The 20,573-nt window shown below is 48.3% G+C and carries 22 protein-coding genes; 12 read left to right on the top strand and 10 right to left on the bottom strand.

Translation table 11 applies throughout. The features are described from left to right. Nucleotides 1-2 precede the first annotated feature (2 nt). The 4 genes from PCH02S_RS26300 to PCH02S_RS37065 form a co-directional block, all read right to left on the bottom strand. Complete coding sequence (locus tag PCH02S_RS26300; RefSeq protein ID WP_127457081.1) at nt 3-980, bottom strand: ABC transporter substrate-binding protein; 978 nt, start codon at nt 978-980, stop codon at nt 3-5. 109 nt (nt 981-1,089) lie between these two features. Further along, nucleotides 1,090-1,887 carry an AraC family transcriptional regulator gene (locus PCH02S_RS26295; RefSeq protein WP_127457080.1) on the bottom strand — a complete coding sequence of 266 codons (798 nt, stop codon included), beginning with the start codon at nt 1,885-1,887 and terminating at the stop codon, nt 1,090-1,092. Nucleotides 1,888-2,139: 252 nt separating this feature from the next. Then, complete coding sequence (locus PCH02S_RS26290; protein ID WP_127457079.1) at nt 2,140-2,418, bottom strand: hypothetical protein; 279 nt, start codon at nt 2,416-2,418, stop codon at nt 2,140-2,142. Between the two features lie 223 nt (nt 2,419-2,641). Then, the gene (locus PCH02S_RS37065) at nt 2,642-2,851 is read right to left on the bottom strand and encodes a DUF1761 family protein (protein WP_407670131.1); all 210 of its coding nucleotides are present in this window, start codon (nt 2,849-2,851) and stop codon (nt 2,642-2,644) included. 183 nt (nt 2,852-3,034) lie between these two features. On the opposite strand from PCH02S_RS37065, the gene PCH02S_RS26280 reads away from it, so the two are divergent. From PCH02S_RS26280 to lepB, 4 genes are all read left to right on the top strand, one after another. Next, nucleotides 3,035-3,496, top strand: a complete 462-nt coding sequence (locus PCH02S_RS26280; RefSeq protein ID WP_127457077.1) for a hypothetical protein — start codon at nt 3,035-3,037, stop codon at nt 3,494-3,496. Nucleotides 3,497-3,555: 59 nt separating this feature from the next. Next, nucleotides 3,556-4,326, top strand: coding sequence for a hypothetical protein (locus tag PCH02S_RS26275; protein WP_127457076.1), 771 nt, complete (start codon nt 3,556-3,558; stop codon nt 4,324-4,326). A 71-nt stretch (nt 4,327-4,397) separates the two neighbouring features. Beyond that, nucleotides 4,398-5,054 (top strand): hypothetical protein, encoded by a 657-nt coding sequence (locus tag PCH02S_RS35910; protein WP_164819750.1) that lies wholly within the window; start codon nt 4,398-4,400, stop codon nt 5,052-5,054. A 74-nt stretch (nt 5,055-5,128) separates the two neighbouring features. Next, on the top strand, nt 5,129-5,689 hold the full coding sequence (lepB, locus tag PCH02S_RS26265) for a signal peptidase I (protein WP_127457075.1): 561 nt from the start codon (nt 5,129-5,131) through the stop codon (nt 5,687-5,689). A 54-nt stretch (nt 5,690-5,743) separates the two neighbouring features. On the opposite strand, the gene PCH02S_RS26260 is transcribed toward lepB, so the two are convergent. After that, nucleotides 5,744-6,385, bottom strand: coding sequence for a response regulator (locus PCH02S_RS26260; RefSeq protein WP_127457074.1), 642 nt, complete (start codon nt 6,383-6,385; stop codon nt 5,744-5,746). A 158-nt stretch (nt 6,386-6,543) separates the two neighbouring features. Between PCH02S_RS26260 and PCH02S_RS26255 the strand changes: the two genes are divergently transcribed. The 4 genes from PCH02S_RS26255 (at nt 6,544) to pdaA (ending at nt 10,541) form a co-directional block, all read left to right on the top strand. Beyond that, nucleotides 6,544-8,097 carry a sensor histidine kinase gene (locus PCH02S_RS26255; RefSeq protein WP_127457073.1) on the top strand — a complete coding sequence of 518 codons (1,554 nt, stop codon included), beginning with the start codon at nt 6,544-6,546 and terminating at the stop codon, nt 8,095-8,097. Next, complete coding sequence (locus tag PCH02S_RS26250; protein WP_164819749.1) at nt 8,090-8,518, top strand: response regulator; 429 nt, start codon at nt 8,090-8,092, stop codon at nt 8,516-8,518. Before PCH02S_RS26255 ends, PCH02S_RS26250 begins: the two co-directional genes overlap by 8 nt. Then, a complete protein-coding gene (locus PCH02S_RS26245; protein ID WP_164819748.1) occupies nt 8,515-9,633 on the top strand; it encodes an HD-GYP domain-containing protein in 1,119 nt (372 codons plus the stop codon). The genes PCH02S_RS26250 and PCH02S_RS26245 overlap by 4 nt, the downstream gene beginning before the upstream one ends. A 167-nt stretch (nt 9,634-9,800) precedes the next feature. After that, on the top strand, nt 9,801-10,541 hold the full coding sequence (pdaA, locus tag PCH02S_RS26240; RefSeq protein ID WP_127457110.1) for a delta-lactam-biosynthetic de-N-acetylase: 741 nt from the start codon (nt 9,801-9,803) through the stop codon (nt 10,539-10,541). A gap of 81 nt (nt 10,542-10,622) precedes the next feature. Here the strand turns inward: pdaA and PCH02S_RS26235 are convergent, their stop codons facing one another. Continuing rightward, on the bottom strand, nt 10,623-11,552 hold the full coding sequence (locus tag PCH02S_RS26235) for a peptidylprolyl isomerase (RefSeq protein WP_164819747.1): 930 nt from the start codon (nt 11,550-11,552) through the stop codon (nt 10,623-10,625). A 366-nt stretch (nt 11,553-11,918) separates the two neighbouring features. Here PCH02S_RS26235 and trxB point away from each other — a divergent pair, with 366 nt between their 5' ends. The 3 genes from trxB to tpx are packed head-to-tail and all read left to right on the top strand — an operon-like array spanning nt 11,919 to nt 13,803. Continuing rightward, nucleotides 11,919-12,863 (top strand): thioredoxin-disulfide reductase, encoded by a 945-nt coding sequence (trxB, locus tag PCH02S_RS26230; RefSeq protein WP_127457069.1) that lies wholly within the window; start codon nt 11,919-11,921, stop codon nt 12,861-12,863. 46 nt (nt 12,864-12,909) lie between these two features. Continuing rightward, nucleotides 12,910-13,221 (top strand): thioredoxin, encoded by a 312-nt coding sequence (gene trxA, locus PCH02S_RS26225; RefSeq protein ID WP_127457068.1) that lies wholly within the window; start codon nt 12,910-12,912, stop codon nt 13,219-13,221. Between the two features lie 57 nt (nt 13,222-13,278). Then, nucleotides 13,279-13,803, top strand: coding sequence for a thiol peroxidase (gene tpx, locus PCH02S_RS26220; RefSeq protein ID WP_127457067.1), 525 nt, complete (start codon nt 13,279-13,281; stop codon nt 13,801-13,803). 646 nt (nt 13,804-14,449) lie between these two features. On the opposite strand, the gene PCH02S_RS26215 is transcribed toward tpx, so the two are convergent. Then, nucleotides 14,450-16,729, bottom strand: coding sequence for a UvrD-helicase domain-containing protein (locus PCH02S_RS26215; protein WP_127457066.1), 2,280 nt, complete (start codon nt 16,727-16,729; stop codon nt 14,450-14,452). An 82-nt stretch (nt 16,730-16,811) separates the two neighbouring features. On the opposite strand from PCH02S_RS26215, the gene PCH02S_RS26210 reads away from it, so the two are divergent. After that, nucleotides 16,812-17,678: a YihY/virulence factor BrkB family protein gene (locus tag PCH02S_RS26210; protein ID WP_127457065.1), complete on the top strand. Its 867-nt coding sequence runs from the start codon at nt 16,812-16,814 to the stop codon at nt 17,676-17,678. Nucleotides 17,679-17,871: 193 nt separating this feature from the next. Here PCH02S_RS26210 and PCH02S_RS35905 read toward each other — a convergent pair whose 3' ends face one another. The 3 genes from PCH02S_RS35905 to pyk all read right to left on the bottom strand — a co-directional run bounded on the left by PCH02S_RS35905 (nt 17,872) and on the right by pyk (nt 20,494). After that, on the bottom strand, nt 17,872-18,012 hold the full coding sequence (locus tag PCH02S_RS35905; protein ID WP_164819746.1) for a hypothetical protein: 141 nt from the start codon (nt 18,010-18,012) through the stop codon (nt 17,872-17,874). A gap of 2 nt (nt 18,013-18,014) precedes the next feature. Beyond that, nucleotides 18,015-18,971: a UV DNA damage repair endonuclease UvsE gene (gene uvsE, locus PCH02S_RS26205; RefSeq protein WP_127457064.1), complete on the bottom strand. Its 957-nt coding sequence runs from the start codon at nt 18,969-18,971 to the stop codon at nt 18,015-18,017. A gap of 110 nt (nt 18,972-19,081) precedes the next feature. Continuing rightward, a complete protein-coding gene (pyk, locus tag PCH02S_RS26200) occupies nt 19,082-20,494 on the bottom strand; it encodes a pyruvate kinase (RefSeq protein ID WP_127457063.1) in 1,413 nt (470 codons plus the stop codon). Nucleotides 20,495-20,573: the final 79 nt, after the last annotated feature.

The raw sequence follows: 20,573 nt of genomic DNA, 5'->3' as shown, positions 1-20,573 counted from the left end.
GACTATTGCCCCAAATTCTTCACGATATCATCAAGAATTTTCTCGGATCCCAGGAATCCGCGTGATAGAGACCAGTCACGACGCTCTACAGTAAATACTTTCTTGTTACCTACAGCGTCTATTTTTTGCCATAGCGGATTTGTTTCCCATTGTTTAACAATTGTTTCTTTCTCCGTTGGCATTAGGAACAGGACTTGCGGATTTGCTTCTACGAGCTGCTCAAGTGTAATTTGCGGGTAGGCAGCGGCATTTTTAACAGGATCCGTGTAACCAAGCATCGCTAGGAAAGAACCGCTGTAAGCGTGGTCCGAATGTGCGAAGAATCCTTTGGGATTCACAACCGCTGGAAGTACCCGAAGGTTTGTAGCGGTTAGTTTCTTTTTCACCGCATCAACCTTAGCTTGGTGTTCAGCCAGACGTTTCTTGCCTTCCTCTTCTTTACCAATGGCTTTTGCGATAATGCCAACGTTTTTCAGCATTTGATTGTAGTCGGCTTGGAAATCATCCAATACAAGGACCGGTGCAATACCTTTAAGTTGGGCAATGGCATTCTTATGTTTGTTAATGTCAGCAATGATCAAATCCGGTTTCAGTGAGGAAATTAGTTCAATGTTTGGCTCGTAACGGGACCCTACGGACTTGTAGGTTTTGAGTTGGGCTTTAACAGAATCCATCAATAGATCCGGGCTGTCATCATCTGCAACACCAACCGGCTGCACGCCTAGTGTGACGAGGATGTCCGTGAATCCAAATTCCATAGCTACGATGCGTTCCGGTTTCTTAGGCAGTTCAAGCGTTCCTGTAGCATCCTGTACGGTGATTTTACCGTCCGCTTGAGCGGCAGGTTTCTGGCTTGCTGCGGCAGGCGTAGTTGTTGCTGCTGCGGTTTCGGTATTCGTCGATTTGCCGCAAGCCGCTAGGCTCAGTGCAAACACGGTGATCAATGCGAGCAGGCTAAAACGAGTAAAAAAGTGTTTCATTTTGTTGACTCCCCCATGACAATGATTATTATTCTCATTTGAAATAATACGCTCAATTCCTATGTAAGGACATGTCTAATTTGCATAATTAGCATGTCTAATAATTAGATTAATCTTGGTTGGCGACGAATTCCGACGGGGAGGTGCCGGTTTTCTTTTTGAATACTTTACTGAAATGGAAATAGTCGATGAATCCGACACGTCCTGCCACTTCTTTGGCCAGTAAATCGGTGTGAAGAAACATTTGCTTCGCTTTCTCAATGCGCAGGGTGTACAAGTAATTCATCATCGTCATCCCGGTTTGTTTTTTAAAAAGAACGGTGAAGTAGCCGACACTCATACCTGCCCGTCGAGCCAGCATCGGAAGTGAAAGCTCCAACATATAGTGCTCGTTCATATAGGAAAGGATTTCCTCAATGGATTCGCTGGATGACTTCTTGTCCTGAGTTAAATGGGACTCATATAGATAGATGAAAAGAATACGCTCCAGCATCATGCGCTTGCGAATCGTTTGAGCGGCTATTTCCTCTGCCGACAGTGGATGGATGTCCTCCGTCGTCCGGAGCAGCTCGTCCAGCATATAGTGGATTTTGATTTCACTCAAGGTTGTGAGAGGGCCATGCAAGGACCATGGGTAACCGTCTGGTATCATCCTGTAGGTGATAACGATGTATTCGGCGGTTTTGGTTTTGGGAACTTGTATGGTGTAGGAACCATGCTCGGGATGGCAAGCATAGGCTTGCGAACAAACCGATGGTTCCTGGTTATTCTGATGCAGCGTTACATGACCGCGACGAACAATAATAAGCTGGTACATGCCAGCCGGACATCCGAGCGTAAGGGAGGTACTGCAGGTTTCGATCTGCTCAATGAGCGGGACGAGGGGGATAAGCTGTTGAAAATTCATATTCGGAATCCTTTCCAGTCCTAGAAAATGCTTTCTTTGATAGTGACACAGAAAGGGGTTTGCAACAAGTGGAGAAAATTTGCAAATGCGGGCGAGTTTCGGGTAAATCTGGCGAAAGGTGGCTAATTGGAGGGGGAGATGGATCAGCTGCTATGGGTGAGGTTTGTGGAACTTGAACCTTGGCGAGCCAGTAACCATGAAAAAGCCGTCTCAAAAGTAGAAATCTCTACTTTCGAGACAGCTCTCGCGTGATTATAAGGCGTAGACGCTTCTAATAATAATTTCAGGCAGTTCAGCTTGTTGAGCGTAGTACTGCTCAGGTGTGATACTGCCGCTGGACAGGCGCTCATTGAGCTGTTCGATGAGCTCAGCGAGCTGAAGATCAATTACTTTTTGCACATCGACCTTATTCGCCTCAGCGATATCGGCCAGTGACAGCCCATTATATTGGGCATTGTAGATGTCTTCCTCGGAAGCTAGCCCAAGAACGTGGAGCAGGTCATATTTTGCGGCTATAAGTTGTTTTTCCATCGTAGATACCACCGTAGACAGGTTATAGTCCAGCTGTTGGATTCAGCTGGAGGTTGTGTTCCCAAAAGGGTCCTGCTCCAGTATATGCAGGGGTTCGCGATATGGCTTGGGGACTTACCTTATTACACCAATTGATCGTAATTGAATCACGGATAATAGAAAAAAAGAGCTATCCCCCAATCTTGCAAGCAAGATCACGATGGGATGGCTCTTTATCGTTTTTCTACCCCCACCAAGCACCAATAATGATGCCGCCGATGACATAGGCCACCAGGTGGTAGCCGACGGTGATGAAGTATAGCGGGAGCTTTGCTTTTTCGAATAGGTAATTCATGCCGATTTTTAGAGAGATACTCAGACCGATCAACGCGCCGACAGCAAGTCCGGATACCCAAGTGGTTTCAGTGCCCATTGTCAGCAGAAGAGCAAGAATAAAGCACCCCCCAAAGAGCGGTTGTAAATGAAGTCTCCATTCGACCTGGTACGAAAGTATACCATCGACCCCCTACCAAGGTAGCAGTAATAAATTACTCTTGTGTAGGAAGGCGCAAAGTGTATGCTGAGCTACAATAAATTTGTAAGCAAGTGCAGAACACGAAGGAGGCAGGGCAGCACGATGATCCGTTTAAAACGAAAAGTGATGATCGGTTCATTGAGCCTCTCGACTTTCCTCATCATGAGTACGGCCTATGCCTACTCCGATGCAAGTTTGCCGCTGCAAAACTGGTACAAGGCGAGTTTTCAGACGGGCAAGAGCGAAGTGGACAGCAAAGCTTTGCGTGCTTTAAACGAAAGTAGACAAGCCATGCAAGCAGGGGCGGATGAGATGCTCTCAAGCAATGCCGCCAGACTGAGGCAGGTTCAGGACGCTCAGAGCCAACAAGCGAGGAACCGCGTAGAGGCGATTAGCCAAGACTACGCAAGTCAAATTGAAAGCATAGCGGAAGAGCTGACGAAGACCGAAGGGCCGGCGCAATTTGACAAGTATGTCCTTGCTTCGAACGAGAAGCTGGACCATGAAGTAGATCAGTTGGCTGTTCAGATGCTTCAGGAATTAACGTTAACATCAGGGAAGTAGGCCATCTTTGTGAATTATGATTCAACAAATAAAATGATACCAAGGGAGATTGATGAACGATGAAAGCATTGAAAAGTAAATTGGCAGTTGGGGTTATCGCAACAGGATTAGTAGCGGGTATGGGAACAGCATTTGCAGCAACAGACGCTGGCGGACAGCTTCAAAGCTGGTATAACAGCGCGACTAAAGTAACAAAAGCTTTAGTAGCTGGAGATGTAGCAAGCTTCGTTGCTTCCAATAACGACAAGATGGTTTCGGATTACAAAGCGATCAACAATGGTGCTGTGAATGATGTGAAAACAGCAGGCACAACAGAAACGACGCAAACGCAAGGTGCTATCAACGGTCAAGTAACGGCCTACTCCAATGCCATTGACGCGAAAAAAGGAAGCATTGTAGCTAACATGCCTGGCGAGTATGACAAAGTCGTAAGTGATGCCAACAACTTTAACAATGGTGTTATCGATGGCCTTGGATTTGCCGGCAAATTAGACATCATCCACGATGTAAACGAGCAAGGTAAAAAATCCTTGAATGCTCTGGAAGCTGGCGTTGCAACAACGCAAACGCAAGCAGCGGCGACATTGACGACCAAAATTGAAACGACAAAAACAGAGCTTAACAACTTGCTGAGCCAAGAAAGAACAGCAGCATCCAAAGAAATTAAAGATAACTTAACAGCTAAAATTGCAGCTAAATTGGCAGAACTTCAAAAGCTTGCTGATGATCTGGAAGCAGCTAACATTAAAACAATTACGGATAAAGGCGACGCTCTTGAAGCTTCTGGTAAAACAGCTCTGGAGAACATCGTACTTAACGGTTTGAAATAATACAATGCCTTAAGCGGACGGGCCCCGGTTTCGGGGTCATACGCTTACTTTGAGAAAAGGGAGGAATGGACATGATGAGCAGAAATGAGAAGAAGCGTAAGATGAAGTCCAAGCGGATTGTCGCAGCCGGAATTGTTTCTTTAACTGTCGTTCTTACGGCGTCCGCCGGAATTTCCTATGCGGATATGGATATTGCCGGCGCAATGGCTTCTTGGTTTAACAAGAAGACGGAGCAGGTCATCCAAGGATTGGATCAATCCATGAAATCAGAGACGGATGCGCAGAAGGAAATGTTAAAGAAAGAATTGCAGCTTCGACTTGAAGCATCCACTAGAAGCCTTCAATCTTTCACAGATACGCAGAAACAGCTTCATCTGCAGGCACTCGAGCAGCATGCACAAAGCCTGCTTGCCGGCACGGAGGTCAAAACGGAGCAGGACCGCAAACAAATTTTGGATAAGCTGCAAACCATTCTCGACAGCGCCAAAGATGCCATGGACTCATTAGCAGGCAGCTACGTACCACCGGCTATGGTGTTCACGCAGAGCCCGCCTATCATTTTGGTAGCGCCGCCACCTAGTGCACCAGCGATACCGCCTGCAGCACCGCCTGTAGTACCGCCGTCAGTAGTACCACCTTCAGTACCACCTTCAGTACCACCTGCGGCACAACCAGAGATCCAACCGCCGACGGTCATTTCGGATGTTTATGGGCAGCAGCAGAAGTAAGATGCAAGTGTAAGTCATGTCGCGTACAATCGATCATAATTTAGCAAGAAAGTTAGCGAGGGTGGGAAAGCAACATGGCAGATGAAGTTTTGGCACGTAAGAAGCCGGCAGCGACTAGGCATAAAAGTGAATTCTGGGGTTGGGTTCGATTCATTTTACTGCTCTCTCTAGCCTTTATATTGATTAATAACATGATAGGACTGACGAGGGTTTCTGGTAATTCCATGAATCCGACGCTGCAAAGCGGCAATGTTCTGCTAATGAATAAAGTATCGCTATTTTTTAAAACGCCAAAGTACGGCGATGTGGTCGTTATCAAGGATGACCGCTTAGAATTCAGCATTATTAAACGCGTCATTGCCGTTCAAGGCGATCGCGTATTCATTCGAGATGGCGTCATCTACGTCAACGAAACACCGCTGCCTGAGCTGTATACAGCCGGCAAATCGGAAAATATGGACGTACAGACAATTCCAAACGGCTACCTGTTCGTAGTTGGAGATAATCGCAATTTGGGCGAAAGTAAGGATAGCCGTGACCCATCGCTGGGTCCTGTACACATCAAAGATGTGAAAGGTTATGCCGTCTTCTCGCTGCTCCCGATGCATCGGATTGCTGAGCCTCTTGACCTGTAAAGCCAAAAAAAGATCCGGCGGGTTATCCCGGCGGATCTTCCTTTATATATGCGATTAACGCTGCATTTCGAATTGAACTAACCCTTTGGACAAGGCATATAAAGCGGCTTGCGTCCGATCGGCTAGTTCTAACTTGGCCAGAACCTGGCTCACGTGCTTCTTGACGGTAAACTCAGTGATATAGAGGGCGTTAGCAATTTCCTTATTCGAGCGGCCTTTGCCGAGCGACATCAACACTTCAAGTTCTTTGGGAGTCAGTTCAGACAACTCTTGCTTTTCCCTGCCTGATTTATGCTCCATGATCGATCCCATCAATACCGGATCATAGTACTTACGACCGCGAGCGACAACTTCAATGCCGTATAACAAATCTTCTGGAAACGCTTCCTTTAAACAGACGCCTTCAATTTGCATGGACTGTGCGAGCTGAAGCTCACTTTGCGTGATGGAAGAAGTTAAAATGATATATTTACAAGCATGTCCAGCCCTGCGTGCCTCTTGTATGAAATCGATGCCGTTCTCATTCCCCAGATTCAAATCTACGAGCACAAGATCGGGGTTCGTCTGATCCAGAAGCCGTAAAGCCTCCGTCGTATTCGCTGCTTCCCCAACAATATTCATGAACTGACCAGATGAAACAATGGTGCAAATGCCTTTGCGAACAAGCGGATGGTCATCAAGGATAATCATATTCATCGATTGGTTTCCCTCCAAATTGATACGATCTATGATATACTGAAACTAGGTATAATTTCCTAGTGCTTTTTACCTACGATTGTTATTGACTGCTTCATTGTATAACAAAAGTAGTCGAAAGACCATTAAGAATTGATAAAGTTTAGGAGTATTTGTCGATGTTTCTAACTACCAAATCGAGCTTGTATGTATTTTTTGGAGGCAGATGGGTGCTGCTGTTGATGGGGCTCCTGATTTATACCAAATCGGGGAACGTGACGCCGGGATTGTTGTTGGCAGCGGTTCTTTTTCACACGGCCTACAGTCTGTTATATCTTTTTAAAATGGGTAAAAAAGCCGCGATTGCAGCATCTGCTGTTGATATCGGTTTTGGGATTTACCTGCTTTGGCTAACGGGAGGGTTGTCCTCACCGTTCTTAATCTACTGTTTTACCGGCCTATTAATGGTCAAACGGTTCGTGACATGGCGGGGGTATTACCGGATCTCTTTTTGTTATGCGCTATTGCTCCCGTTCATCTTTGCGCTGACTTCCGAGAGGGCTGCGTACATTTATTTGCTGAACCATTTTGATTATAGCTTTGTTGTTCTCGGTTACTTTTGTTTGATAAGTTTTGCACATTACACCATCCAAGCAGTACGTAAACAATACCGCAAGCTGGTGATGATTTATTCCTCTCGTTTTATGGCGCGACAGCCGAGGAAGCAGGGGGGCATTCTTTATTTAGAAGGGCTGCTCAAGAAAATTTTGGATGAGCGTGAAGTCATTCTCTGTATGGAAAGCGATAGACAGAACGAGAAAGCGCTGAGCTGGAAGCATACCTATTTCACGAACTATATGAAGCAAAATACGTCGCTGCACGGTCAGAGGATGTATGCCCAAATGCCATCTCCCACAGGTGAATTAGAGTCGCTGTACATCCAGACGCTGCTCGATCGGGGCGGGAAATCCTATGGCTGGCTGTTGGTGAAGGCGGAGAAAAATGAATTATCTATCCTGCACAAAATGTACATCCAGTTCCTGCTTATGAGGCTGGAAGCCATTCATTTCAGTGACGAGGAGCTGCTGGAAGCAGAGGAAGCCGCGGTCGCGATAGAGCGCAATACGATTGCACAAAACATTCATGACGGCATCACACAAGAGCTGTTCTTTATTTCTATTCAGCTGTTTCAGTTGAAAAATGCCCTACCTGCGCATGCGCGCGATGAGATGCTCCCTTACGTAACCGAGATCGAGAAGAAGGTGAAAGAAAGCCACCGCGATATCCGGCAATTCATTACCGAGCTTAAGGATGAGAAGAGAACGCTGAATCTCCATTACGCGATTGAAAAAATGCTGCAGCGCATCACAGAGCACACGGGGGTAAAGCCGATTTTTGAACATATCGGGTGGGTTTCGCAAGAACAGGTGGACGTCGAAGGCGCGATTTATCACTTGGTGGAGGAAGCGGCCAATAACGTCATCAAACACGCAAAAGCGAAGCAGCTTCACGTTACGATTGAGGTTACGAGCGTGCAATGGACGGTAATGATTAAGGATGACGGAATCGGAATGAAGTCCGTGGACAGGCATCATGAGGGAAGGTTTGGATTGGGCGGTATGGAGAGCCGGATCAGAGCTTTGAATGGCTCAATTACATTCCAATCTGAGGAAGCTATGGGAACAACAGTTACCGCATATATACCGCGCGAAAGGAGCACAGCTTATGTATAAAGTCATTATTGCTGATGACAGTTCCATCGTAAGGGCAGGTCTCCGCATGCTGCTGGGTAGCTGTGGCGATTACACGGTCATGGGCGAAGCTACGAATGGCAGTGAAGCGATTGAGCACGCTATCTCCATCGTGCCGGATCTGCTGCTGACGGATCTCAAAATGCCCGGCATACCGATTATTGAAGGTGCGAAGGCGCTTAAGAGCATCTATCCGCAGATGAAAATTATTATCCTGACCGCATTTGATGAAAGTGAGGATATTTATCGTGCTTTTCAAGCCGGTGTAGACGGTTATTTAATGAAGGATACGAGCCCAGAGGTCATATTGTCGACCATTGATGAGGTTATGAAAGGAATTTCTTATTTCCAATGCAAAGAGTTCGGAACCTATCCAGCCTCCAAAAGGAGTTCGCTTATATGAACTTGCAGCGCCTCGGGAATCAGCCCGTCGATCAACTGATGATGTTCATCATTGCAAGTATGGCTTCGTTATGCACGATTGGCGGGATGCTCTACTGGCTCGTTATCCGAGACTCGGAATCATATCTTTATATGGTAACTTCGCTCACGGCTTCGCTTTTCTGTTGGGGAATTCTTGTCATTCAAAAGAACTTGCCCAAAGAGAATGTGTATACAAAGCTCATATCTCCCATGATCATCTTTGTTGTTGTTGTCGTGACTACGCTGTACAACCCTTTGTCCTTGTGGCACATGTGGGTGGCGATAGCCTTTTGTCCCATTCTTCTTAGTTTGCTGGTAGATTCGAAAATATATGTATACGGCTGCCTCATTGTTATGATGTACGTCGTGCTACTCACTATATTCGGGCCAACTTCTGTTATAGTTGGAGACATTTCACCGATTATTGCTGCCATAACCAGAGGTGTGTATACATTTGGAAGTGCGATCTTGGGAGGAGTCATCCTTGTTTCACGCAACCAGTTCAAAAAACGTGTTGAAGCTGTGGCTTTCCAGCAGCAGAAACAGCAGGTGATTAACCTTCTGCAAAGTTTTATTCCCGTTGGGGAGCGGAAAACCCAGACGTCGCGGAAAGAAATCGGAGAAATGAGCATGCTGCTCAAATCACTGGTGAAGGCTTATGGGGGATTGCGCGTGCAGGAATGGGAAATTGATCTGCTGTCGCTTCTTCATTTTGTTAGCAGGGTCAAGCTGCCGGATTATATGTTCGAGAAGGAAGGCAAGCTGTCCGAATTCGAATTCGAAGTTGTCCAGGAGCACTGCTACATGGCCAAGGAATTATGCGAAGGCATTCCTGACTTTCAAGAGGTGGAGAAGGCATTCCTGTATCATCATGAAAAAGTGGACGGCACCGGCTACCCGTATCAGCTTGCTGGTGACCAAATCCCGCTGCTATCGCAGATGCTAGGATTAGTGGAAGTATTCCTGGCGCTAACGACGCCGCGTTCCTACAGGCAAGAGATGTCCCAACGGGAAGCCTATGCCGAAATTCAAAAGCTGGTGGGGCATTCGTTCCGCGCGGATATCGTGGAGATTTTCGGGAAGGTCATTGATTGAATCGATTAGATCATTCGTGCCAACATCCAATATTACCCTGTTCAAATCACGCCTACTCCAGCCTTTTCTGTGGAATATTAGTAACAGTCTATGAAGGCTGAACTCAACCACAGAAGGCAAGGAGTGAATCTGCACCCGTGAATTACATCCGTATCCTTACCGTCGTGATGGCGATGCTGTTCGGACAGGCCATGCTCGTATCTGCTGACGGGTCTTATCATTTCGGCTTCAAAAAAAGCACCAACGGACAACGTCCCTCCATTGATGAAGAAGGCTTCAAGAATTTGTTGAAGCAGCATGGAGCTATTTTTACAGGTGATCTAACGGTCAAAGAATTGTACCTGACGTTTGATAATGGGTATGAGCAGGGGTATACCGGCAAAATTCTGGATGTGCTAAAGGAAAAGCAAGTGCCAGCCATCTTTTTTGTGACCGGCCATTATATCAAAACCGAGCCGGAGCTGCTTAAGCGCATGGCGCAAGAGGGCCACTTGATTGGCAACCATTCTTGGAGCCATCCGGATATGAGCCAAATTTCCCCTGAGCGGATCAAGAAAGAGCTCGATCAAGTGAGAGATGGCGTGAGCGCCGTGACCGGGCAAAAGGAGATGCATTATTTGCGCACGCCGCGGGGCATCTTCAACGGTCAGTCGCTAGCCGTCAGCCAGCAGATGGGCTACACGAACGTGTTCTGGTCCATTGCGTACCGCGACTGGGAGCCCAAGCAGCAAAAAGGCTGGGAGTATGCGTATAGAAATGTGATGGCGCAGCTGCATCCTGGCGCGGTGATTTTACTGCATTCCGTATCCAAAGATAACACGGAGGCGCTCGCCAAAATCATTGACGACGCCAGAAGTCAAGGCTATCAGTTCAAGAGCTTGGACGAGATGAAAACTCGTACACCTTAAAATGAAAAAGGATGCCCCTTGGGCATCCTTTTTTGGTGCTGTTCGTGGAGGCAGCCGCCTCTGGCTCCACGCATTAGGACATTAAGCTCCTGCAGGCTTGCTTAAATAGTTCTCAACTGTCGACTGCGATTTCTTATCCTGCAGCCATGTGGTGGAGAGGGAAGCCAGTTTCTGAGTCGTGATCGCCGACTTAATATCCTCTTTTTTCTCCTCCATGGTAGGGGTGGAAGCTGCTTTGTGATCCGTTACTTTAATGATGTCGTAACCTGAGCTTGTCTTAACAGCGCCGCTGGTTTCGCCAACTTTTAAAGCAAAGGCCGCGGTGTCGAAAGCTTCGTCCATTCTGCCGCTAGAGATGTAACCAAGAGATCCGCCATTATCTTTGGTAGCTGTGTCTAAAGATTTGCTTTTAGCTATCGTGGCAAAGTCCGCCCCATTTTTCAAATCAGCTACAATAGCATCCGCCTCTTCTTTCGTCGCAACGGAGATGTGAGAGGCCTGAACTTGCTCCGGAACCTTCAAGGTTTCGAGGTTTTCATCGTAATATTTTTTGATTTCATCATCTGTGATTGTGATTTGAGGCGTTAATATTTTTTTCAAAAGGACCTGCGATTTCATGCTTTTCTTGAGATCGTCGATGGTCATACCGTAAGAAGTGAGTGCTTGCTGGAATTCAGCATCAGAACCATAAGAGCCTTTTACATTGGCAACTTCTTTATCAATATCTTCGTCGGTGACGGTGATGCCTGCTTTTTGACCTTCTTGATTAATGAGCTCCTCGGAAATCATGGAATCAAGAGTCTGCTGACCGCCGCTAGCGAGCATAGCTTGATATAACTGTTCGGAATTGATGCTGACACCATTGACTTTGGCGACGGGCTCAACTGTCCCAGCGCTGCCCGCAGCGTGCTTAGTTGGTGGGTAGAAAGCGATATATGCGATAAGGCAGATCAGCAGGACAGCTGATACCCATTTCCATGTGCGATTAGATCTAATTTGTGTTTTATTCATAATTGCTCCCTTCAGTGTGTGTGTCTCTGGATGACATGCTTCTATTATGCCTATGGAATCTGAAGCCCACATGAAGTCTAACTGAATGTTTTATGAAGGCTTAACCGGTTTCTGGAAGGAGAAAAGGTTCTTGTTTCAAATTTAATTTGCATGCAATTTAATTGTTGACAAATTTAAATGAAATTGATATGATCTGTTCATAAGGTTTGCATCAAATTAATTTGCTAACAAAGTAACCGCGAGAAATAAGAAATAAGAAATAAGAAATAAGAAATAAGAATTAAGAGACAAGAAATACGAAACAAACAAACAAGCAATCAACAATATGAAATCAACAAATATCGATTAATAAAAGGAGGCATTTGTATGCACCACAAAGCGATCATCATCGGAACAGGCCCAGCCGGATTAACGGCTGCGATCTATTTAGCGAGAGCGAGCATGGAGCCGCTTGTCATCGAAGGCATACAGCCTGGCGGTCAACTAACCACTACAACGGAAGTGGATAACTTCCCAGGGTTCCCGGACGGTATTATGGGTCCTGAACTGATGGACAACATGAGGAAGCAGGCGCTGCGCTTCGGCGCTAAGATTCAATCGGGGCGCGTAACAGAAGTGGATATGTCGAAACGTCCATTCACGTTATTTCTAGAAGGTGGGGGCCAACTGACTGCGGATTCAATCATTATCTCTACAGGCGCTTCGGCTAAGAAGCTGGGTATCCCTGGCGAATCCGAGAACATCGGAAAAGGCGTCAGCACTTGCGCAACTTGTGACGGATTTTTCTTCAGGAATAAGAAAATTATCGTGATTGGCGGCGGGGATACCGCGATGGAAGAGGCACAATTTCTGACCAGATTCGCTTCTGAAGTACGCGTCGTGCATCGTCGTGATGATCTGAAGGCGTCGAAAATCATGCAGGATCACGCCCGCGGCAATGAGAAAGTGGTCTGGAGCTTGAACCGCACCCCGCTGGAAGTAGAGGCAGGACCGCTTGGGGTCAAAGGACTTAGAGTGCGCAACAATGAAACAGGGGAAGAAGAACTGCTTGAAGCAGATGGCATTTTCCTTGCAATCGGGCATACGCCGAATACAGGATTCTTAGGTGGGCAACTGCCAACCGACGAACTCGGTTACCTGCAGGTCATCCCGGGAACTTCCAAAACAGCAATACCAGGCGTATTTGCCTGCGGCGACGTGCAGGATCACATTTACCGACAAGCTATCACTTCAGCAGGCAGCGGTGCTATGGCGGCACTCGATGCTGAGCGATATATTTCAGAACATGCTGCTCTTGTAACCAGCAGATAAGCAGCAGATAACCGTCAAACAACTTAAATTCTAGGAGGAATTAGCCATGTCAGTGAATCAAATTTCCGATGCAACCTTTCAAAGTGAAACAAGTAGTGGAACTGTACTCGTCGATTTCTGGGCGCCATGGTGCGGCCCTTGTAAAATGATCGCTCCAATCTTGGATGAACTCTCGAACGAGGTTGGCGACAAAGCCAAAATCGTAAAAATCAACGTGGACGACAACCCGGAGTCCGCTGCTAAATATAACGTTATGAGCATTCCAACTTTGCTGGTTTTCAAAGATGGGCAAGTGGTGGATCAGCTGGTAGGCGTGCAACCTAAAGAGAAACTTAAAGCTGTCATTGAGCAAGCTTAATCCCTTTTCCCAGCATCAAAACATATAAACGACACCAACCAATCAGGAGGAACTATCATGACACAAGTACAAGAGCGCACAGGAGTAGCAACAGTTGGAGGAAACCCAGTAACCTTAATAGGGCCAGAGATTAAAGTTGGCGATAAAGCGCCTGATTTTACGGTGAATAAGGATCTTATGACAGAGGTGAGTCTCTCGGACTATGCGGGTAAAATTAAGCTGATTTCCGTTGTTCCTTCCGTGGACACGGCAACTTGCGATGCGCAGACGCGCCGATTCAATGTAGAAGCAGATAAACTGGGGGATAATGTTGTCATCCTGACGATTTCCGTGGATCTTCCTTTTGCCCAAAGCCGTTTCTGCGGGGCTGCCGGAATTGATAAAGTCATCACACTTTCCGACTACAAACATCGTAACTTTGGCCAAGCGTATGGCGTATTGATTAAAGAGATCCAGCTTGATCAACGGGCTATCTTCCTTGTAGATGCTGACAATACTGTTCGTTATGTTGAGTATTTAACGGAAATGAAAGAACATCCGAATTATGATGCGGCGCTTCAAGCATTGAGAGAACTTGTTTAATTAATATAAAAGGACGAGGCAGGTTGATTCCTGCTTCGTCCTTTTTTTGGCGTTCTGGGTTAAGCGAAGCTTAACTCAGATTCAGTTGGCATGCCTAGCAGCACGCATGATCTAGTTGGTGAAAGCCCAAGCAAGGGAGGGGCCGCGCGTACGGCGAAATCTGTGCGTAAAAGCGCATCGATGATTCCATAGGTTCCTTCCACCCGAGCGAAGGGAACTACAGGGTACTATTTCATCGAAATAGGCTCTTTTTCGCGTGGAGGGGAACTGTGGGCCGTTATTTATCCGTTTTCTTAAAGAAAACGGGCTAAGGCGGTCAAATAAGGCCCTGTAGTACAGCTGAACGCGGAAACGGGCTGAATTTGCTAGAATAGTGGCCTGTAGTTCCTCAAGGGTGTATCGTCCCCGTTTATACGTGAATGCCGGCAGACTGCTGAAGTCTTGCAGCAATTTTCATAAAGTCCTCCGGGCATATGCCAGGGGCAAACTCTTCCGGTGTGTCTGCATACTCTGGAATCGGTCTGTCTTCCGGGATTCCCTCCTTGACGATCAGGATGTGAGCCTTTCCAGATCTGCTCCAGATCCCGGTAGTCTGTTATCCAGGCTCGGAATGGGGATGAGCTTGGCTCATGCAAGCCGCCGCCAGCTAGCGGGCGAGCGGGACGAGCTTGCTGCCCTTGACCATGGCCCCGCCGCACAAGGGGCACGCCTTCGCCGTTCGCCGCGATTCCTGCGGCGAAGAAATGCGCGACCAGGCTTTGCAGCCGGCCTGGCCGCAAACCCACGCCGCGACCGACTCCGTCGCGGTTGGCTTCGCAGCAGCCGCCGCCACAGGCTTGCGGCTGACCATCCCGTCCGCGTCAGGGAACGCGGACAGCAGGAAGCGGGAAGGCTCCGCCTTCTTCCCGCGATAATACGCCGGCGAGCTGATCAGCAGCTCGGCCTTGGCGCGCGTGACGGCGACGTAGGCGAGTCGCCGTTCTTCCTCCAGCGCGGCGGCGGTTTTGTCGCGCGCAGTGACGCCGGCCAGCTGAACATCGTTCAGCTGGTTTGCTTCCAGTGCCGAGCTATGCGGCATGTTGCCCTCGATCGCACAGAGCAAGTAGACCACTTTGAACTCGAGGCCTTTGGATTTGTGTATCGTCATGAGCGAAATTTTGTTCGCGGCATGGTCTTTTGGCAGTGCGCTCATTTCCGTGCGTTTTTCTGCGACTTCATGGATAAAATAAAGGAACTGCTCCACCGAATCGAAACGCTTGGCAGAGGACTCCAGCTCGTCGAGCGTCTCCTTCAGCATCTCCCGGTGATGCGTCAGCTTGCTGCGCTTATTCGTCTCCAGGAAGGCGTCGTAGAAGTCTTTGCGGATCGCCTGGATGGCTTCCAGCGGCTTCATTTCGGCAAGCGACTTGATTAGACGGATGCGGCTTTTAAGCTTTTCTTTCTGAAAATCCTTCAGCTGCGGCAAGCCCAGAAGGTGGATCAGCGGCCACTTTTTAGCCTGAATCGCCTCCTGTTCCTGAATAATCCGCATGCCTTGGTCACGCCCTATATATAATGAAGGTAGGACACCCTCTATCGCTTCAAAATTGCGGCGTTCATGAGCGATTCGAAGATGATCGATAATCGGCTTGACCATCCACTGTTCATAGAAAGAATCGCTGCTGCCATAGTCGACAAAAGGCAGATTATGCAGAATCAACTGCTCTATAATGGCCCTGCTATTGCTTTGCGTGCGGTACAGAATGGCAAAATCCCCAAACGTGCAGCCCCCTTCAGCGACCTTAAGGCGAATATCGTTGATCAGCCAATCGGCTTCATCATCACTGGTGGCAGGCCTCACATACAGTGGTTTCGTTTCACTTTGTTTGGTGGCGAGCAGTGTCTTGCTCTTGCGCTGAACGTTATGCCGAATAATGGCATTGCCCAGTCCAACGATACTCGAAGTGGATCGATAGTTAATATCGAGCGTGACGGTCGTCGCAGTAGGATACTGTTCATGGAATTGTAAAATAAATTCATTCCGAGCTCCATTAAACGAATAAATGGTCTGATCATCATCACCGACAACCATCAAATTTTGATGATTGCGAGCGATCATTTTAATAATCTCATACTGCACGGTGTTCGTATCTTGAAACTCATCGACGCTGATGTACGAAAACTTTCGCTCCAGTGAGCGCAGAATATCGCCATTGTCCTTCAGCAGTTGGTACGCGAGAATCAAAATATCGTCGAAATCGATCTTCATCTGCTCCATTTTCCACTGTTCATATTGCAGAAAAATTCGCTTCATCTCCTGATCTTCTTCCGTATCTTCGGGAAGGTCGCTGATATTGATCAGCTGCATTTTGTAGGAGGAGAGGATGGAGATGAGAACCTCGGGTTGGTAGGTATCCTGAAGTCCCATGCCCAGCATGATACGTTTGAAAACAATCTGCTGATAACGGCCGTCGCTCAGAATCTCCTGATTAAACCCGTTCATTCGCAGCAACCGGAGGCAGAAGGCATGGAACGTCCTCACTTGCATCGAGTGTGTCAAACTCGCATCCAGGCCAGGCAGGGAAGCGAGGCGCTCCCGCATTTCTTCAGCGGCTTTTTTCGAAAATGTAATGAGCAGCACATTCGACGGATGCACCCGGTGAACGCGCAGCAAATAAGCGACTCGGCATACCAGCACGGTTGTTTTGCCAGAGCCTGCCCCCGCTAACGTGAGGAGAGGACCTTTGAAATGGCGCACAGCCTGTACCTGCGCTTCATTCAACAAAATGCGATGGCGTTCCAAATCGCGGAAAAAATAAGCATCCCGATCCTCGTCGGGCACAAAATCCGAGCTATTCGTTAACCGGGCCATCTGCGCATGCGGAACCTTTCGTTCAGCGGCCGGTTTAGAGCTTATTGGAGTAGGGTAAATAGAAAGAGAGTTCATTGATTGGTAATCACCTGTTCCTTGCAGGACTGAACTACCTATTTTATCACAATTCTTGAGCAATGAAAGGATAACTCCGCCAATGGTTATATCTAACTTAAAATTGCTCTGGCACCAATTCCAAAAGCACGATGCTACAGGGCTGGCTGCACAGTGCGCCTACTATTTCCTGCTGTCGCTGTTCCCGTTTCTACTTTTTATTCTGAGTTTGCTCGGGTACTTGCCATTCTCATCCGACGATGTGGTGGCTCTAATCAGAGGCTACATACCAGGTGCCGTCTCCAGCTGGCTTGAGGATACCTTGATCAATCTGCTCGATGTAAAAAGAGGAGGGACCCTGTCCTTCGGACTAATCCTGGCTTTGGTGAGCGCTAGCGCAGCGATGAACGCGATCGTGATAGCCGTGAATAAAGCGTACGGCTTGCCGGAGCGCAAAAGCTTTATTCATTCGCGGTTTCTTGCGGTTATGTTGACGCTAGGTATGCTTATTGTTATTGCGTCTGCGCTGCTTCTGAGCGTTTTCGGCCATTGGATTGGCGACTGGGTGCAGGCGCATGTTCATCTGGCGGCAACGAAGGTTAACGTTTGGAACAATCTTCGCTGGATACTCAACTTCATTATCCTGTTCATTGTTTTCACAGGCATTTATTACATAGCTCCGAACACCTGTCTGACGTGCAAAAGTGTGCTCCCCGGCGCCTTTTTTGCCTCTCTTGGCTGGCAGGGGACAGGTCTGGGCTTCTCCTTCTATGTGAATAACTTTACGAATTATAGTGCCACTTATGGCAGTGTTGGGGGAATTATTGTCCTTATGACTTGGTTCTATATCTCCGCGCTGCTCATTATTATCGGTGGGGAGATTAATGCCCTGAAGCATGTGAAGATGCAGGATCATGTTCACACGGTTCCGTTGGATAAGCGGGACAGGCAGGACAAACCGGAGCGGTAACGCTCCGACTTCTAGGGCGAAGCTCCACACCCTCGACTCCCAGAGATGCAGTCTAACTGATATAACTGGATAATCTACCTCTAATCCGAGCTGCATCAGCCCAGGAAACGGAATAACTGGAGAAGCTCCATCTAAATCGTCTGTGGTAGAGGGTAATGGCTGATTTTGAACGAATTAGCGGTAGAAAATCCATCTATCTGCGCGAAAAATGAATGAGACGAGGAAAATAACGGGAGTAATCGGCGCTGCTCAATCGAACCCAAAAAACCGTAGAACCAAGCGGAATCCGCCCCGTTCTACGGTCTTTCTTTGTTCTACGTTTTTTCTTTGCCACAACTACCACTCCAAAATGCCGCCATCAATCCGCTTAATCCCCCGGATTTTGCCCAGCTGCTCCGCCAGCTGGAATAAGGAAAGATCCTTCATCTTCGCCTCTATCATGACGTCGACTCGCTCCAACCCAGCTTCCTTGCAGCTTTTGAGGAAAGCGACCAGCTGCTCCGGCTCAATGTAGTCGGCATGGGAGCGAAACTCTTTCGTATCCTTTGGAGACTTCGGAGACGAAATATGGATTTTCATGGGGATATCTCCCCATGTCTTCGCGATCTGCGGGAGCAGCTCCTGAGGAGTGGCCTCCGAAGGGTTGCACCAATCATGATGCAAATCCAGCATGCAGGGGCGCTGCAGCTTTTGGCTCACGGCGAGGGTTTCCTCGAGGGTGTAGGTTTTATCGTCATTTTCAAAAGTAAGCCGCCGCATGATATGATCCGGCACTTCCGGGATCTTCGTGAACAGCCGCTCCGTCGCGGCGGCTTTGTCGCCGTACACGCCTCCGACGTGGATGTTGATGATGGCCGATTCATCCAATCCCATCCCGTCGAGAATCGCAGCATGGTAGCGCAAGTCTTGAATCGCCGCCGCTACGACCGAGTCGCTCCCGTTCAGCAGCGTGAACTGGTTGGGATGCATGCTGAGGCGAATGTCATGGGCCTTGGCGAAGTCGCCGAGCTTTTTGAGCTCTTTTTGGTATTCGCCGGCTACGTCAATTTGCACATCAGGGTGCGTGGCGAGTGGAATGAGTGATGAAGAAAGACGAAACAAGCGAATGCCATGAGCGGCATTGTAAAAGAGGATGCGCTGTGTGGCTTCGAGGTTTTTGCGTCCGATATCAATCGCACGCTGAATGGCTTCCTCGCGCGGCCGCTGCGAGAACAGCTTGTACGTAAACGTCGAGCTGGGCGTATTATTAAAAATCGCGAGCGCAATCGATACGAATCCAAGTCGGATAATCATGGAGCCTCCCGTTAAAAGTGCATGATGAAGTTACCGTTAATGTGCCCCTTGGCTGAGGTTATTAAAAGCAAGAAAGACACCCATAAGGCGTCTTTTCTCACTTATAGATTTTAAACCCGCTCAACCTTCAACAAGTTGGTCGTTCCCGATTTCCCCACAGGAACACCTGCGGATACGACGGTAAGATCGCCTTTTTTCACATAGCCAAGCGTTTCGGCATGTCCGATAGCGGAGCGAATCATCGCATCCGTCGACTCGCAGAACTCGCCATGGATCGGGATCACGCCCTGTACCATGCTAAGCAGATTGATCGCGTACTCGTTGGACGTCACCGCAATAATCGGCGCCTCCGGACGGTACTTGGCGATCATCCGCGCGGTAAAACCGCTCTCTGTCGGCGTCAGAATCGCTGCTGCCTTCAGCTTATTCGCGGAAGATACAACCGCTTGGCACAGCACTTCCGTCACTTCGTTGTTCGATTGCAGCTGTGCATCGATCATGGAGCTGCGCTCCATCGTCTGCTCAACGCGCTCGGCAATAGTCGCCATCATCGTCACGGACTCGACGGGATATTTGCCTGCAGCGGTTTCGCCGGAAAGCATGACCATGTCACTGCCGTCAAGCACGGCGTTCGCAACATCGCTCACTTCAGCGCGTGTCGGACGCGGGTTACGCTGCATGGAATCCAGCATTTGCGTTGCTGTAATAACCGGCTTGCCGGCTAGGTTACAAGCACGAATCATATCTTTTTGCGCGATAGGTACTTCTTCTGTCGGAATTTCAACTCCGAGATCACCGCGAGCAACCATGATGCCGTCGGAAGCCTCAAGGATGGAAGCGAAGTTCGTCATGCCTTCTTCATTCTCAATCTTGGAGATAATCGGCGTATTGCCTGCGCCGTGCTGCTCCAGAATGCCGCGAACTTCCTGAACATCGTTCCCGTTACGCACGAACGACATCGCGACGATGGAGATGTTCTCTTCGATACCGAATTTGATGTGCATCACGTCACGCTCAGTTACACCCGGCAGAGAGGTGCGCACACCTGGCAAGTTAACGCCTTTACGCTGCTTCAGAACGCTTTGGTTCAAGACGCTGCAGATGACTTCCGTGCCATCGATGGATTCAACACGAAGCTCAATGGAGCCGTCATCGATAAGCACAAGGTTGCCTGGCTTAACGTCCTGCGGGAGGCCAGGGTAATTCACGGAAACGCGGCTGCCGTCGCCAACGATTTGTTCTGTCGTCAAGACGATGCGATCGCCGGCTTTCAAATCATAGGAAGCATCTTTCAGCTGTCCGATGCGGATTTCCGGTCCTTTGATATCCATCAGAATTGGAACGACAACACCTAACTCCTGAGCCGCTTGACGAACGCGCTGAATGCGTCCGCGGTGCTCATCCAAATCGCCATGAGCCATATTAAGTCGGGCAACGCTCATACCGGAGCGAATGAGTTCCTTTAGAGTCGGGACGGAATCGCAAGCAGGTCCCATGGTACAAATGATTTTCGTTTTACGCATTATTTAGGACTTCCTTTCGTTGTGGACGAATCAATTTTGGCTTCATTATATGCCTTATTTCGACAAAATTCCATGAAAT

The sequence above is a fragment of the Paenibacillus chondroitinus NBRC 15376 genome, from assembly GCF_004000765.1.
GTDB lineage: Bacteria > Bacillota > Bacilli > Paenibacillales > NBRC-103111 > Paenibacillus_E > Paenibacillus_E chondroitinus.
Note: the sequence above shows the minus strand (reverse complement) of the source record. Positions and strands in the feature narration are given on the sequence as shown.

What these genes read in the sequence shown, in the direction of transcription:
- PCH02S_RS26300 (WP_127457081.1), bottom strand. Translation starts at nt 980, where the DNA reads ATGAAACACTTTTTTACTCGTTTTAGCCTGCTCGCATTGATCACCGTG.
- PCH02S_RS26295 (WP_127457080.1), bottom strand. Translation starts at nt 1,887, where the DNA reads ATGAATTTTCAACAGCTTATCCCCCTCGTCCCGCTCATTGAGCAGATC.
- PCH02S_RS26290 (WP_127457079.1), bottom strand. Translation starts at nt 2,418, where the DNA reads ATGGAAAAACAACTTATAGCCGCAAAATATGACCTGCTCCACGTTCTT.
- PCH02S_RS26280 (WP_127457077.1), top strand. Translation starts at nt 3,035, where the DNA reads ATGATCCGTTTAAAACGAAAAGTGATGATCGGTTCATTGAGCCTCTCG.
- PCH02S_RS26275 (WP_127457076.1), top strand. Translation starts at nt 3,556, where the DNA reads ATGAAAGCATTGAAAAGTAAATTGGCAGTTGGGGTTATCGCAACAGGA.
- PCH02S_RS35910 (WP_164819750.1), top strand. Translation starts at nt 4,398, where the DNA reads ATGATGAGCAGAAATGAGAAGAAGCGTAAGATGAAGTCCAAGCGGATT.
- lepB (WP_127457075.1), top strand. Translation starts at nt 5,129, where the DNA reads ATGGCAGATGAAGTTTTGGCACGTAAGAAGCCGGCAGCGACTAGGCAT.
- PCH02S_RS26260 (WP_127457074.1), bottom strand. Translation starts at nt 6,385, where the DNA reads ATGAATATGATTATCCTTGATGACCATCCGCTTGTTCGCAAAGGCATT.
- PCH02S_RS26255 (WP_127457073.1), top strand. Translation starts at nt 6,544, where the DNA reads ATGTTTCTAACTACCAAATCGAGCTTGTATGTATTTTTTGGAGGCAGA.
- PCH02S_RS26250 (WP_164819749.1), top strand. Translation starts at nt 8,090, where the DNA reads ATGTATAAAGTCATTATTGCTGATGACAGTTCCATCGTAAGGGCAGGT.
- PCH02S_RS26245 (WP_164819748.1), top strand. Translation starts at nt 8,515, where the DNA reads ATGAACTTGCAGCGCCTCGGGAATCAGCCCGTCGATCAACTGATGATG.
- pdaA (WP_127457110.1), top strand. Translation starts at nt 9,801, where the DNA reads ATGGCGATGCTGTTCGGACAGGCCATGCTCGTATCTGCTGACGGGTCT.
- PCH02S_RS26235 (WP_164819747.1), bottom strand. Translation starts at nt 11,552, where the DNA reads ATGAATAAAACACAAATTAGATCTAATCGCACATGGAAATGGGTATCA.
- trxB (WP_127457069.1), top strand. Translation starts at nt 11,919, where the DNA reads ATGCACCACAAAGCGATCATCATCGGAACAGGCCCAGCCGGATTAACG.
- trxA (WP_127457068.1), top strand. Translation starts at nt 12,910, where the DNA reads ATGTCAGTGAATCAAATTTCCGATGCAACCTTTCAAAGTGAAACAAGT.
- tpx (WP_127457067.1), top strand. Translation starts at nt 13,279, where the DNA reads ATGACACAAGTACAAGAGCGCACAGGAGTAGCAACAGTTGGAGGAAAC.
- PCH02S_RS26215 (WP_127457066.1), bottom strand. Translation starts at nt 16,729, where the DNA reads ATGAACTCTCTTTCTATTTACCCTACTCCAATAAGCTCTAAACCGGCC.
- PCH02S_RS26210 (WP_127457065.1), top strand. Translation starts at nt 16,812, where the DNA reads ATGGTTATATCTAACTTAAAATTGCTCTGGCACCAATTCCAAAAGCAC.
- uvsE (WP_127457064.1), bottom strand. Translation starts at nt 18,971, where the DNA reads ATGATTATCCGACTTGGATTCGTATCGATTGCGCTCGCGATTTTTAAT.
- pyk (WP_127457063.1), bottom strand. Translation starts at nt 20,494, where the DNA reads ATGCGTAAAACGAAAATCATTTGTACCATGGGACCTGCTTGCGATTCC.